The organism is Streptomyces sp. NPDC059957 (assembly GCF_042730015.1).
GTDB lineage: Bacteria > Actinomycetota > Actinomycetes > Streptomycetales > Streptomycetaceae > Streptomyces.
Genome location: NZ_JBHWMB010000042.1, coordinates 41,312 through 54,383, shown reverse-complemented (window position 1 = coordinate 54,383; position 13,072 = coordinate 41,312). Strand labels below are relative to the sequence as shown.

Below are 13,072 nucleotides of genomic sequence, written 5' to 3'. Positions count from 1 at the left end.
GTACGCCCGTGCGACCCGCCATTAGTACGGGTGATTCGGCCTGGCCGGAGAGCGCCCCCCGGGGACCGGCTACGCTGGACCCGTGGCAGTCGTCGATGTTTCCGAAGAGCTGAAGTCCCTCTCCTCGACCATGGGGTCGATCGAGGCCGTCCTGGACCTCGACAAGCTGAGGGCAGATATCGCCGTGCTCGAGGAGCAGGCCGCCGCGCCGTCCCTGTGGGACGACCCGGAGGCCGCCCAGAAGATCACGAGCAAGCTTTCGCACCTCCAGGCGGAGGTCCGTAAGACCGAGAGCCTGCGCGGGCGCATCGACGACCTGGCGGTGCTGTTCGACCTCGCCCAGGAGATGGACGACGCGGACACCCTCGCCGAGGCGGAGATCGAGCTGGTCTCCGTGCGCAAGGCGCTGGACGAGATGGAGGTCCGCACCCTGCTCTCCGGCGAGTACGCCGAGCGCGAGGCGCTGGTCAACATCCGTGCCGAGGCCGGCGGCGTGGACGCCTCCGACTTCGCCGAGCGCCTCCAGCGCATGTACCTGCGCTGGGCCGAGCGCCACGGCTACCCGACCGAGATCTACGAGACCTCGTACGCGGAAGAGGCCGGCATCAAGTCGACCACCTTCGTGGTCAAGGCTCCGTACGCCTACGGCACCCTCTCCGTCGAGCAGGGCACGCACCGTCTCGTCCGGATCTCGCCCTTCGACAACCAGGGCCGCCGCCAGACCTCCTTCGCGGGCGTCGAGGTGCTGCCGGTCGTCGAGTCCAGCGACCACGTCGAGATCGACGAGGGCGAGCTGCGCGTGGACGTGTACCGCGCCTCGGGCCCCGGCGGCCAGGGCGTCAACACGACCGACTCCGCGGTGCGCATCACGCACCTGCCGACCGGCATCGTGGTCTCCTGCCAGAACGAGCGCTCGCAGATCCAGAACAAGGCCAGCGCGATGAACGTCCTCCAGGCCAAGCTGCTCGAGCGGCGCCGCCAGGAGGAGAAGGACAAGATGGACGCCCTCAAGGACGGCGGAAGCTCCTGGGGCAACCAGATGCGCTCCTACGTCCTGCACCCGTACCAGATGGTCAAGGACCTCCGGACGGAGTTCGAGGTCGGCAACCCGCAGGCGGTGCTCGACGGCGAGATCGACGGCTTCCTCGAGGCCGGGATCCGCTGGCGCAAGCAGCAGGAGCAGACCGCGTAGGGACGCGGGCGTAGGCACGCAGGCGCGTAGCTGCGCAGCTTCTTCGCAGGAAACAGCCGGAAGGGCCCGGACGCCGTAAAGGTGTCCGGGCCCTTCCGTATGTGAGTCTGATCGGGACGTGGCGGCTGAGGAACTACGCCGTCTGCTGAGCCACCAGTGCCAGCGCGGCCACCAGGATCACCAGCAGCGCGATGAGCGCCACCGGGTTCAGACCGCCGGAGAAGGGGTCCTCCCGCTGGAGGCGCCCCCGGTTCGCCCGGCACACCGGGCAGCGGCCCTGGTTGACGGGTCCGGCGCAGTTCGCGCACACGAGCCGGTCATATGTCATGCGCTCCTCCTTTCGTCCCCTCGGTTACAACGGTCGCGGGAACCGGTCCGTTCCCCCTCCCACTGTGCCAGCTTCGATGACATTCGGCGCGGCCCCTCCGGGCAATCGCGGTCGCGCACCTCTCGGACCAGGGGATATATCGGGCAACCCCGGACACCGGGTCCACACCTCGCGCCCGTTCGCGTATGGTCACGCACACCTACTCCCGGCGACCGTGGTGCACCCGTGATCCGATTCGACAACGTCTCCAAGTCCTACCCGAAGCAGAGCCGCCCCGCACTCAGAGATGTCTCTCTGGACATTGCGAAGGGCGAGTTCGTCTTCCTGGTCGGCTCCTCCGGCTCCGGCAAGTCCACCTTCATGCGGCTCATCCTGCGCGAGGAGCGGGCGAGCCACGGCCAGGTGCACGTCCTGGGCAAGGACCTCGCCAAGCTCTCCAACTGGAAGGTTCCGCAGATGCGGCGCCAGCTGGGGACCGTCTTCCAGGACTTCCGCCTGCTGCCCAACAAGTCGGTGGCCGACAACGTGGCCTTCGCCCAGGAGGTCATCGGCAGACCGCGCGGCGAGATCAAGAAGGCCGTTCCCCAGGTACTGGAACTCGTCGGCCTCGGCGGCAAAGAGGACCGGATGCCCGGCGAGCTCTCGGGCGGTGAGCAGCAGCGCGTGGCCATCGCCCGTGCCTTCGTCAACCGGCCGGCGCTGCTGATCGCGGACGAGCCCACCGGCAACCTGGACCCCCAGACCTCCGTCGGCATCATGAAGCTGCTGGACCGGATCAACCGGACCGGCACCACCGTGATCATGGCGACCCACGACCAGCAGATCGTCGACCAGATGCGCAAGCGCGTCATCGAACTCGAGCAGGGCCGTCTCGTCCGCGACCAGTCGCGCGGCGTCTACGGCTACCAGCACTGAAAGGCTCCTGAGACGCGATGCGCGCCCAGTTCGTCATGTCGGAGATCGGTGTCGGTCTCCGCCGCAATCTGACCATGACCTTCGCGGTCATCATCTCCGTGTCCCTGTCGCTGGCCCTGTTCGGCGGGTCCCTGCTCATGCGCGACCAGGTGAGCAAGATGAAGGGGTACTGGTACGACAAGGTCAACGTCTCCATCTACCTCTGCAACAAGAGCGATGCCGAGGCGACCAATGGGGCCTCCTGCTCCAAGGGTGCGGTGACCCCGGAGCAGAAGCAGGCTCTGGAGACCGAGCTCAAGGGCATGGACCTCGTCGAGGCCGTCACGTACGAGTCCTCCGACGAGGCCTTCAAGCACTACAAGGAGCAGTTCGGGCACACCGCCCTGGCCGCGTCCATCACGCCGGACCAGATGCCCGAGTCCTTCCGGGTGAAGCTCAAGCAGCCGGAGAAGTACAAGGTCATCACGACCTCCTTCTCCGGGCGTGACGGAGTCCAGTCGGTGGAGGACCAGCGCACCGTGCTGGACAACCTCTTCAGACTCCTCGGCTACCTCAACATCGCCGCGCTCGGCATCATGCTGATCATGCTGGTGGTGGCCCTGCTGCTGATCGTCAACACGGTGCGCGTCTCGGCCTTCAGCCGTCGGCGCGAAACCGGGATCATGCGCCTGGTGGGCGCCTCCAGCTTCTACATCCAGGTGCCGTTCATCATGGAGGCGGCCTTCGCCGGCCTCATCGGCGCGCTGCTCGCCTGCGGGATGCTCGGCGCCGGCCAGTACTTCGTGATCGACCACGGCGCCGCACTGCGCGACAAGATGGAGCTCATCAACTTCATCGGCTGGGACTCGGTCCTGACCAAGCTGCCGCTGGTGCTCGTGATCGGCGTGCTGATGCCCTCGCTGGCCGCCTTCATCGCGTTGCGCAAGTACCTGAAGGTGTGACGAGCGCCCCGCGAGCGGTACGGCCAACCACCCGTACCGCCGCGGGCCTTGTCCTAGACTCGGCGCCATGCCGGGACTGCCCGCCTTCTGTCTCCGGCCCCGCGACGTGCGTCGCGGGGCCGTTTTGACGTTGGTCTTCCTCGCCGCCGTGGGTGCCGGCGCCTTCACCGGGAGCTGGGACCACCCCGACCCCGGCCGGTCCGCGGGCCCCGCCGCTCTGGTGGCGGGTACGGAGCCCTCCGCGACCGGGGTCCCGCCCGGGCCGCGGGCGCCGGCACAGGCGCACCGCGAGACGGGCACCGCCGACCGGGACGCGGTGGCCCGGGCGGCTGCCGAGGCCGTCGCCGAGGGCAAGTCCGCGAAGTCGGCGGCCCAGGAGGTCGTCAGCCGCAGCGGGGACCGCTGGGGCGCGGTGTACGACCAGGGGGAGTACGAGGCCTTCGCCGACGACCTGGACGGCCGCTGGACGGGCGTCGGCCTGTGGGCCGGGCGGCTGCGCGACGGCCGCATCGAGATCGACCGGGTCCAGCCCGGCAGCCCCGCGGCGCGGGCCGGGATGCGCGCCGGGGACCGGCTGCTCAGCATCGACGGGCAGGGCGTGACCGGGCTCGCGGTGGCCGAGGTGGTGGCCCTGCTGCGCGGCGAGGCCGGTACCCCCGTGGTCCTGAAGCTGACGCGCGGCGGCGCCGACCTCACGGAGACGGTGCGGCGCGAACAGCTGCGCAGCGAGCCGGTGACGGTCCGGGAACTGCCCGGCGGGATCACGGTCATCAAGGTCGCCTCCTTCACCCGGGGTTCCGGTGACCGGGTCCGCTCAGCGGTCCGCGCCGCACCGCCCGGCGGCGGGGTCATGCTCGACCTGCGCGGCAACACCGGCGGCCTGGTCGCCGAGGCCGTGACGGCCGCCTCCGCCTTCCTGGACGGCGGGCTGGTGGCGACGTACGACGTACGCGGTGCACAGCGCGCCCTCTACGCGACCCCGGGCGGCGATACGGCCCGGCCCCTGGTGGCGCTGATCGACGGCGGCACGATGAGCGCGGCCGAGCTGGTCACCGGAGCCCTCCAGGACCGCGGCCGTGCGGTGGCGGTCGGTACCCGCACCTTCGGCAAGGGCTCCGTACAGATGCCCACGGAGCTGCCCGACGGATCGGTGGCGGAGCTGACGGTGGGTACGTACCGCACTCCGGCGGGCCGCAGCCTGGACGGTACGGGCATCACCCCGGACCTGGCGGCGGCGGACGGGGTCGAGGAACGGGCCCGCACGGTATTGAGTGGCATCGGGGTGGGTCCGTAGTGCGAAAATGGCCGCACTATGGCTAAGGAAACAGGGCGCAAGCTGATCGCCCAGAACAAGAAGGCGCGGCACGACTACACGATCATCGACACCTACGAGTGCGGTCTCGTGCTCACGGGTACCGAGGTCAAGTCCCTGCGCCAGGGCCGTGCCTCGCTGGTGGACGGCTTCGTGTCGGTGGAGAGCGGCGAGGCCTGGCTCTACAACGTGCACGTGCCGGAGTACAGCCAGGGGACGTGGACGAACCACAGCGCGCGGCGCAAGCGCAAGCTCCTCCTGCACCGCGAGGAGATCGACAAGCTGGACTCGAAGACGGGGGAGACGGGCAACACGATCGTGCCGCTCGCCCTGTACTTCAAGGACGGCCGGGCGAAGATCGAGATCGCGCTGGCGAAGGGCAAGAAGGAGTACGACAAGCGGCAGTCGCTGCGCGAGAAGCAGGACACGCGCGAGACGAACCGGGTGATCTCGGCCGTCAAGCGCAAGGAGCGCGGCCAGCTTTAACCTCCTGGCACACCGTGGTCCACTTCGCGTACCATGGCGTCAGCACCACGCGCTTGCGGGTGGTGCCGGTCGAGCGGGACGCATGGAGAGCGCCTGCTGGATTTCATAACTGAACAGCGTGAAACATGGGGATGATCGGTTTCGACAGCGGATGTCGATGTAGGGGAAGCGAGCCGAGAAAGCGGCAATGATCTCGTTAACCATATGTCGCAAACAATAATCGCCAACTCCAAGAGCGATAACTCCCGCTTCACCCTCGCTGCCTAATAACAGTGAGCTGAAGCCTCTGTGAGGAGCGTCAGCCCGGAAGTGGTCCCGGTCCGGATCCTGGCGTCAATTAGGGATCTAAACCTCTAACTCCGGTCACGGGGGATAGAGGGAAATCAAACAGTGACTGAGCCCGTCGGAGACTTGTCCGTGTGATCTCCGGGGCTGAGAAAAGCGCAGCGGAATGCGCTCGGAGAAGCCCTACTTCTGCACCGTTGGACGCGGGTTCGATTCCCGCCATCTCCACAACCCCCATGTTGGGCACAGGCCCCGCGGCCGTCAGGCTGCGGGGCCTTTGTCGTGCGCTGATGGGTGCGTGTCAGAGGTCGAGCATCAGGCGCAGGTACCGGCGGACCTCGTTCTTCTCCTTGTCCGTGATCACGCCGAGGGGGCGCTGGCCGACGAGGCGCTGCTCGCTGATGGAGCGGATGTCGTCGGTGCGGGCCCAACTCGGGCGGTCGAGGCCGGATTCGCGGGAGGTGATGGGGACGTGGTGATCCAGGCCCCGGGTCTTCGTGGTCAAGGGCACGACGATCGTCCTGGGGATGGGGAACGCCGCGTGGGTGGGGGAGGAGAGCACGAGGATCGGGCGACGCCCTGACTGCTCGCTCCCGATGACGGGGGAGAGGTCGGCGTACCAGACCTGCCAGGGGCGGGCGAGACGGCTCACGCGTTGGTCTCCCAGGGGTCACCGGCGAGGCCGTCGCCGGCGAGGGCGTCCCACTCGCCCAGCTCGGCCATGTACTCGGCCCACTCGACCGGGTCGGCCTGGAGGCGGGTGTACTGGTCGAGGATGCGCTGGCGGCGGTGGTCGTCGAGGAGGCGTTCCAGGGCTGCGGCCATCGTGCCGCCGAGTTCGGCCGCGACCTCACTGATCCGGTCGCGGAGGTCGACGGGCACCTTTATCGTGGTGATCGCTGCTGCTGCCATACGCGGAGTATACCTGTCAGGTATCCCGATAGGTATCCCTAGCCTTCTTGCCGCTTTGGGCCCCGCGACCCGCCCAGGAGGAGCGCCAGCAGCGCCGCTGCCGCCGGGAGGGCGTACGGGGCGGTCGTGCCCAGGTGGTCGATCGCGGAGCCGGCCGTCGCCGAGCCCACCGAGATGCCTGCGAAGATCGCGGTGACGGCGAGGGTCATGCCCTCGTTGAGGCGGCCCGGCGGGATCGCGGCGTGGATCCGGGACATCGCGGTGACCATGACCGGGGCCGTGGCCGTGCCGGCCGCGAGCAGGGCCGCCGCCAGGGCCGGGACCGAGCCGGTGGCCGCCGCGGCCCAGGGCAGTGCCATCGCCCCGGCCAGGACGGCCAGGCAGGCCGGCAGTCCGCGCGGTCGCAGGGTGCCGTAGAGCAGGCCGGCCAGGCAGGAGCCCGCCGCCTGGAGGGCGATGACCGGGCCCGAGAGCGCGCCGAGGCCGTGGCCGCCCAGGTGGGCGACGGAGGTGATCTCCAGTGAGCCGAACATGGTGCCGAGGACGAAGAAGAGCGGCAGCAGCCGTCCCAGGCTCCGCAGCGGGGACTTGCCGCGGACCGGTGCCGCCGCCGGGGGCTCCGTGGCGCGGTGGGCCGTGAAGACCAGCATCCCGGTCAGGAGCAGCGCGGCGCCGGCGAGCGTGCCCGCTTCCGGGAAGACGGCGGTGCAGAGGAACGCGGCGACCACCGGCCCGAGCATGAAGGCCAGCTCGTCCGCGGCCTGTTCGAAGGACATCGCGGTGTGGTGCGCCGCAGGGTCGCCCTTCAGCAGGTGCGTCCAGCGGGCGCGGGACATGCCGCCGATGTTGGGGGTGGTCGCGGTGGCGGCGTAGGAGGCGAAGAGGGTCCAGGCGGGCGCCTCGGTACGGACGCACGCGACGAGCGAGAGCGAGCCGAGTACGGCGATCAGGGTGGCGGGGACGGCGACGCGCGCCTGCCCGTGCCGGTCGACCAGCCGGGCCGTCCAGGGGGCCACGACCGCGGTGGCCGCCAGACCGGCCGCCACGACCCCGCCGGCGAGGGCGTACGAGCCACGCTGGCCCGCGATCATCATGACGGCGCTGATCCCGAACATGCCCATGGGGAGCCGGGCGATGAGGTTCCCGGTGGTGAAGCCGCGGGTACCGGGGAGGGCGAAGAGCCGCCGGTACGGGCCCGGGGCGCGGGTCGGCCGCGCCGTGCGGGCCGGGCGCTGCTGCCGTGCCGGGGCGGCAGCGAGCACCAGCGTGGTGCCGGTGACGGCCATGAGCGGGGCGGTCGCGGCCGGGGCGGAGCGGCGGACGGCGCCGGAAGGCCGGGCGGGCGGCGCGGCGGCGGCCGCCGGGGCAGCGCCAGGGAGGCCGGAGGGGCCGGCCGCCGGGACGGCGGACGGCGGGACGGCGGGCGGCGGGGTGGCGGTGGGCATGGATCAAGGCTCGGGCCGCGGCCGCCGGCGGTCCAACACCTGTTCGGGGGTCATTCACCGCCTCCTGTTGTTAGTCTCCGCAGGTGACGCCCCGAGACGTGGAACCCCGCCTGCTGCGCGCCTTCCTCGCCGTCGCCGAGGAGCTGCACTTCACCCGTGCCGCCGCCCGGCTCTACGTGGCCCAGCAGGCCCTCAGCCGGGACGTGCGCCGGCTCGAACAGATCCTGGGCGCGGCCCTGTTCGTCCGCACCACCCGCGCCGTCGAGCTGACCCCGGACGGGGAGCGGCTGCTGCCCCTGGCCCGGGGCGTGCTGCGCGCCCACGAGGAGCTGGCCGGGGTGTTCGCGGGGCCCCGCCCGCTGCTCGTCGACCTCAACACCGACGGCCCCGGCACCGCCCGCAGCGTCCTGGAGCGGGCCCGCGAACTCGCCCCCGACTGCGAGCTGATGGCCCGCTTCGAGTCCGGGCTCACCCACGCCGCCGCCGAGATCGCCGCGGGCCGCCTCGACGTCTCCTTCGGGTACGCCGACGGCCTCGACCCGGCGCTGCGGGCCCGCCTCGCGCGGACGCCCGTACGGTACGAGCCGCTCGCGGTGCTGCTGCCCGAGGGGCACGCGCTGGCCGCGCTGGACGCCGTACCCCTGGACGCGCTGCGCGGGGAGACGGTGTACACCGGGGCCGGGAACCCGCGGACCCTGGAGTGGACCGGGCTGGCGCGCGAGCTGTTCGCCGGGCGGGGCATCGAGCCGGCGCCGCCCGCGCCGGTGGCGGTGGGCAAGGAGGAGTTCCGCCGCGTCATGGCCAAGACGGGCTGTCCCGTCCTCGCCACGGTGGACTTCCTCGACATGCCCGGCTCCGTCAAGCGGCCACTGACCGCCCCCGTGCCGCTGTCCCCGCTCGCGATGGTGTGGCGGAAGGGATCCAGCCATCCCGGGCTCGACGCGCTGCGCCGCGCCGCCGCCGAGCTCGGGGCCGGGCGCGGCTGGCTGGACGTGCCCCCGGACAGCTGGCTGCCCGCGCTCACACCCGCCCCGGGCGGCGGGTGAGTGCAAGGTTTCCCGCCGGTCATCCGGCGGGGACCGGGGCTGAAACGAGCCCTTCCTACGGTCGTCACCACGGACGAGACGCGACGAGCCGGACCAGGCCCGACGAGCGCGACGTGATCGCAGCAGCTGTGGAGGCGTGTGATGACCAGTACGACCGCACCGCGCAAGGGTGGCCGCTGGATCGAGCGGTGGGACCCCGAGGACGAGACCTTCTGGCGGGAGACGGGGGAGAAGACCGCCCGCCGCAACCTGATCTACTCCGTGCTCTCGGAGCACATCGGGTTCTCGATCTGGTCCTTGTGGTCCGTGATGGTGCTCTTCATGGGCCCGCAGTACGGGATCGACCCCGCCGGGAAGTTCTTCCTCATCGCCACCGCCACGTGCGTGGGCGCCCTGGTCCGCGTCCCCTACACCTTCGCCGTGGCCCGCTTCGGCGGCCGCAACTGGACGGTCGTCAGCGCCCTGCTGCTGCTCGCGCCGACGGTCGCCGCCTGGCTGGTGATGGAGCCCGGGACCTCGTACAACACGTTCCTGCTGGTGGCCGCGCTGACCGGGGTCGGCGGCGGCAACTTCGCCTCGTCGATGACGAACATCAACGCCTTCTTCCCGCTGCGCAAGAAGGGCTGGGCGCTCGGCCTCAACGCGGGCGGCGGCAACATCGGCGTCCCCGTCGTCCAGCTCGTCGCCCTCCTGGTCATCGGCACGGCCGGGGCCGGCCACCCGCGGCTGCTGCTCGGCGCCTACATCCCGCTCATCGTGATCGCCGCGGTGCTGGCCGCCGTACGGATGGACAACCTGGCGCCCGTGCGCAACGACACCGGAGCCGTCCGCGACGCGGCCCGCGACGGGCACACCTGGATCATGGCGTTCCTGTACATCGGCACCTTCGGCTCCTTCATCGGCTACAGCTTCGCCTTCGGGCTGGTGCTCCAGACGCAGTTCGGCCGCACCCCGCTCCAGGCGGCCTCGCTCACCTTCATCGGACCGCTGCTCGGCTCGCTCATCCGGCCGGTCGGCGGGGCCCTCGCGGACCGCTTCGGCGGCGCCCGGATCACCCTGGGCACCTTCGTGGCGATGGCGGCGGCGACCGGAGTGGTGATCCTGGCCTCCGTACGGGAATCCCTGCCGGTGTTCCTGATCGGCTTCGTGGGGCTGTTCGTCCTCAGCGGGCTCGGCAACGGCTCCACCTACAAGATGATCCCCGGCATCTTCCAGGCGAAGGCGCTGGCCCGCGGGATGAGCGGCGAGGACGCGGCCGCGTACGGGCGGCGGCTGTCCGGCGCCTCCATGGGACTCATCGGCGCGGTCGGCGCCCTCGGCGGGCTCGGCATCAACCTGGTATTCCGGGAGGCCTTCCTGACCTCCGGCTCGGGCACGGCGGCCTTCGTGACCTTCCTCGGCTTCTACGCGGTGTGCTGCGCCGTCACCTGGGCGGTATACCTTCGCCGGCCCGCCCAGGTGATGATCCCCACGGCCGGTGCGGAGGCGAAGCCGCAGCTCACCTCGGTGTAACGGCGGCCACACGCCGGTTAACGGCACCGAAATACGCGTGAACCGAGCCTGATACGCCCCCAGGGCAGGCTCGGTTCACGCGAACGTCACGCATGCGGGTGACCGCGACGCCGGACCCCGATATCGGACCCCGACACCGGACCCGACCACTGCGCGAGGCAGGTCACCATGCACGACCAGGACACCCCCACCGGTCCGCCGGCCGGCCCGCTCGCCGGATTCACCGTCGGGGTCACCGCCGCCCGGCGCGCCGACGAGCTCATCGCCCTGCTGCGCCGCCGCGGGGCCACCGTGCTGCACGCCCCCGCCCTGCGGATCGTGCCGCTCGCCGACGACGCCGAGCTGCTGTCCGCCACCAAGGAACTCATCGGCTGCGCGCCCGACGTGGTGGTGGCGACCACCGCCATCGGCTTCCGCGGCTGGATCGAGGCCGCCGACGGGTGGGGGCTCGGCGAGGAACTGCTCGGGCGGCTGCGGGAGACCGAACTGCTGGCGCGCGGACCGAAGGTGAAGGGCGCGATCCGGGCCGCCGGGCTCGTGGAGACCTGGTCCCCGCACTCGGAATCGCTCGCCGAGGTACTGGACCGGCTGCTCACGGCCGGGGTGGCCGGCCGGCGCATCGCGCTCCAGCTGCACGGGGAACCGCTGCCCGGGTTCATCGAGGCCCTGCGGGCGGGCGGCGCCGAGGTGGTCGGCGTACCCGTCTACCGCTGGATGCCGCCCGAGGACCTCGGGCCGCTGGACCGGCTGATCGACGCGGTGACCTCCGGAGGGCTGGACGCGGTGAGCTTCACCTCCGCCCCGGCGGCGGCCTCCCTGCTGACGCGGGCCGCGGAGCGGGGCGTACGGGAATCCGTGATCGCGGCCCTGACCGGCGGGTCGGTCCTCTCCGCGTGCGTAGGGCCGGTGACGGCCCTTCCGCTCCAGGCGGAAGGCGTGACCACGGTGCAGCCCGAGCGCTTCCGGCTCGGACCCCTCGTGCAGCTCCTGTGCCAGGAACTCCCGGGCCGGGCCCGCGTGCTCCCGGTGGCCGGACACCGGCTGGAGCTGCGCGGCCACGCGGTCCTCGTCGACGCCGAGCTGCGCCCCGTCCCTCCGGCCGGCATGGCGCTGCTCAGGGCGCTGTCCCGGCGCCCGGGCTGGGTCGTGGCCCGCTCCGAACTCCTGCGCGCCCTGCCCGGCGCGGGCCGCGACGAGCACGCGGTGGAAACGGCGATGGCCCGCCTGCGCGTGGCCCTGGGCGCGCCGAACCTCATCCAGACCGTGGTCAAGCGCGGCTACCGGCTGTCGCTGGACATGGCCGCGGACACGAAGTACGCGGACGCCTGAGGCGCAGTGATCTGGCCGGGGCCCGCGCCGTCCGTTAGCGTGCCCGGATGATCATTGACGGGGTGGAGATGAGGGCTCTGCGGCTGGAAGACGCCGCCGGGAGGGCCGAGACGCTGGTGCGCAACCGGGCGTACATGGAGCCCTACGAGCCCTGGCGGGACGAGGAGTTCTACACCGAGGCCGGGCAGAGGTCGCGGATCGAAGCACTCCTCGCGGACCAGGAGGGCGGCCGGGCGCGGCCCTTCGTGCTGCTCGACGCCGACGGCGGGCAGGTCGGGGCGATCAACCTCCAGAACATCGTGCGCGGGGCACTGTGCAGCGGAGCCATCGGCTACTGGATCGACGAGGCCTGGACCGGCAAGGGGCTGGCCACCGCCGCGCTGCACGAGGTCATCCGGATCGCCCGCGATGAGGAGGGGCTGCACCGCGTCGAGGCGGGGACCCGCGTCGAGAACCTGGCCTCGCAGCGGGTGCTCGCGAAGGCGGGCTTCGAGCAGTACGGGCTCGCGCCCCGCTACCTGCACGTCGGCGGGGACTGGCGGGACCACCGCCTCTTCCAGCTGCTCCTGAACGACGAGCCGCCCGCCCTCTAGCCGAGTGCCCGATGGACGGGCACTCTGGGGGCACGCCCCGACTGGGAGGCGGTGACGGGCATGTGGTTCGACTCCGGGCGGGTCTGCCTGGACCTGGTGGCGACTTTTTCTCCCCACGCGAGTACCGACGGCATCCGGGACGGTGACGGGCTGCGGCTGTGGCTCACCGGAACCGGGCTGGTGCCCGACCGGACGCCGCTCGGCCGCGTCGGGGACGACTGGGTGCGGGCCTTCCAGGTGCTGCGCGCAGACGTCGAGAGCCTCGTACGGGCCGAGCTGGCCGGAGCCGCGCCGCCCGGGGCCGCGCTGGCCCGGGTCAACGCGGCGGCCGCCGGTGCACCCCCGGGACTGTGTGCCGTACAGGACCAAGAAGGGCACCTCGTACGCGAGTTGTGCGGCGGCGTCGAATGCGCCGGACTGCTCGCCGCCGTGGCCCGGGACGCCGTCGAACTGCTCACCGACCCCGGCGAGCGGGAGCTGCTGCGCGCCTGCGAGGGCGACGGCTGCGCCCGGGTCTACCTCGACACCTCGCGCGGACACCGCCGCCGCTGGTGCTCCAGCGAGCTCTGCGGCAACCGCGAGCGCGTGGCCCGCCACCGGCGGCGCGTCCTCGAATCCCGCCCCGGCTGACCCCGCCTCCCGCTCCGGCCGGCTCCGCCCGCGGCCCCCGCCGGGCGTGATCTTCGTCCTGATCCGCGAGCCGTCCCGGAAGGGGCGTGCGCACACGGGCCCCTTCGCGTACGGTTGACGGCTGCCCATGCACGTCAGAAAGGGGC

14 protein-coding genes and 1 other RNA gene are annotated in these 13,072 nt (G+C 71.6%); 11 read left to right on the top strand and 4 right to left on the bottom strand.

Annotated elements, in window-relative coordinates:
• Positions 1-82 precede the first annotated feature (82 nt).
• On the top strand, positions 83-1,192 hold the full coding sequence (gene prfB, locus ACFWBW_RS26050) for a peptide chain release factor 2 (RefSeq protein WP_327252994.1): 1,110 nt from the start codon (positions 83-85) through the stop codon (positions 1,190-1,192).
• A 133-nt stretch (positions 1,193-1,325) separates the two neighbouring features.
• Here the strand turns inward: prfB and ACFWBW_RS26045 are convergent, their stop codons facing one another.
• Positions 1,326-1,520: a hypothetical protein gene (locus tag ACFWBW_RS26045; protein WP_385376829.1), complete on the bottom strand. Its 195-nt coding sequence runs from the start codon at positions 1,518-1,520 to the stop codon at positions 1,326-1,328.
• 225 nt (positions 1,521-1,745) lie between these two features.
• On the opposite strand from ACFWBW_RS26045, the gene ftsE reads away from it, so the two are divergent.
• From ftsE to ssrA, 5 genes are all read left to right on the top strand, one after another.
• Positions 1,746-2,435 carry a cell division ATP-binding protein FtsE gene (ftsE, locus tag ACFWBW_RS26040; protein ID WP_243337359.1) on the top strand — a complete coding sequence of 230 codons (690 nt, stop codon included), beginning with the start codon at positions 1,746-1,748 and terminating at the stop codon, positions 2,433-2,435.
• A 17-nt stretch (positions 2,436-2,452) separates the two neighbouring features.
• The gene (gene ftsX, locus ACFWBW_RS26035; RefSeq protein ID WP_327252992.1) at positions 2,453-3,376 is read left to right on the top strand and encodes a permease-like cell division protein FtsX; all 924 of its coding nucleotides are present in this window, start codon (positions 2,453-2,455) and stop codon (positions 3,374-3,376) included.
• 67 nt (positions 3,377-3,443) lie between these two features.
• On the top strand, positions 3,444-4,670 hold the full coding sequence (locus ACFWBW_RS26030) for a S41 family peptidase (RefSeq protein WP_385376825.1): 1,227 nt from the start codon (positions 3,444-3,446) through the stop codon (positions 4,668-4,670).
• A gap of 18 nt (positions 4,671-4,688) precedes the next feature.
• Positions 4,689-5,174, top strand: coding sequence for an SsrA-binding protein SmpB (gene smpB, locus ACFWBW_RS26025; RefSeq protein ID WP_266908355.1), 486 nt, complete (start codon positions 4,689-4,691; stop codon positions 5,172-5,174).
• Positions 5,175-5,301: 127 nt separating this feature from the next.
• Positions 5,302-5,690, top strand: a transfer-messenger RNA (tmRNA) gene (ssrA, locus tag ACFWBW_RS26020).
• A gap of 70 nt (positions 5,691-5,760) precedes the next feature.
• Here ssrA and ACFWBW_RS26015 read toward each other — a convergent pair.
• From ACFWBW_RS26015 to ACFWBW_RS26005, 3 genes are read right to left on the bottom strand one after another with little or no spacing between them, the layout of a single operon-like run.
• Positions 5,761-6,111 (bottom strand): type II toxin-antitoxin system PemK/MazF family toxin, encoded by a 351-nt coding sequence (locus ACFWBW_RS26015; protein WP_385376822.1) that lies wholly within the window; start codon positions 6,109-6,111, stop codon positions 5,761-5,763.
• A complete protein-coding gene (locus tag ACFWBW_RS26010; protein ID WP_385376819.1) occupies positions 6,108-6,371 on the bottom strand; it encodes a hypothetical protein in 264 nt (87 codons plus the stop codon). Before ACFWBW_RS26010 ends, ACFWBW_RS26015 begins: the two co-directional genes overlap by 4 nt.
• A 38-nt stretch (positions 6,372-6,409) precedes the next feature.
• Positions 6,410-7,816: an MFS transporter gene (locus ACFWBW_RS26005; protein WP_385376816.1), complete on the bottom strand. Its 1,407-nt coding sequence runs from the start codon at positions 7,814-7,816 to the stop codon at positions 6,410-6,412.
• 83 nt (positions 7,817-7,899) lie between these two features.
• Between ACFWBW_RS26005 and ACFWBW_RS26000 the strand changes: the two genes are divergently transcribed.
• The 5 genes from ACFWBW_RS26000 to ACFWBW_RS25980 all read left to right on the top strand — a co-directional run bounded on the left by ACFWBW_RS26000 (position 7,900) and on the right by ACFWBW_RS25980 (position 12,926).
• Positions 7,900-8,862 carry a LysR family transcriptional regulator gene (locus tag ACFWBW_RS26000; RefSeq protein ID WP_385376813.1) on the top strand — a complete coding sequence of 321 codons (963 nt, stop codon included), beginning with the start codon at positions 7,900-7,902 and terminating at the stop codon, positions 8,860-8,862.
• A gap of 141 nt (positions 8,863-9,003) precedes the next feature.
• Positions 9,004-10,374 carry a nitrate/nitrite transporter gene (locus ACFWBW_RS25995; protein WP_385376810.1) on the top strand — a complete coding sequence of 457 codons (1,371 nt, stop codon included), beginning with the start codon at positions 9,004-9,006 and terminating at the stop codon, positions 10,372-10,374.
• A 168-nt stretch (positions 10,375-10,542) separates the two neighbouring features.
• A complete protein-coding gene (locus ACFWBW_RS25990; protein ID WP_385376808.1) occupies positions 10,543-11,703 on the top strand; it encodes a uroporphyrinogen-III synthase in 1,161 nt (386 codons plus the stop codon).
• Between the two features lie 47 nt (positions 11,704-11,750).
• Positions 11,751-12,296 carry a GNAT family N-acetyltransferase gene (locus ACFWBW_RS25985; RefSeq protein ID WP_385376805.1) on the top strand — a complete coding sequence of 182 codons (546 nt, stop codon included), beginning with the start codon at positions 11,751-11,753 and terminating at the stop codon, positions 12,294-12,296.
• Positions 12,297-12,356: 60 nt separating this feature from the next.
• Positions 12,357-12,926 (top strand): CGNR zinc finger domain-containing protein, encoded by a 570-nt coding sequence (locus ACFWBW_RS25980; protein ID WP_385376802.1) that lies wholly within the window; start codon positions 12,357-12,359, stop codon positions 12,924-12,926.
• The last annotated feature ends 146 nt before the right edge of the window (positions 12,927-13,072 follow it).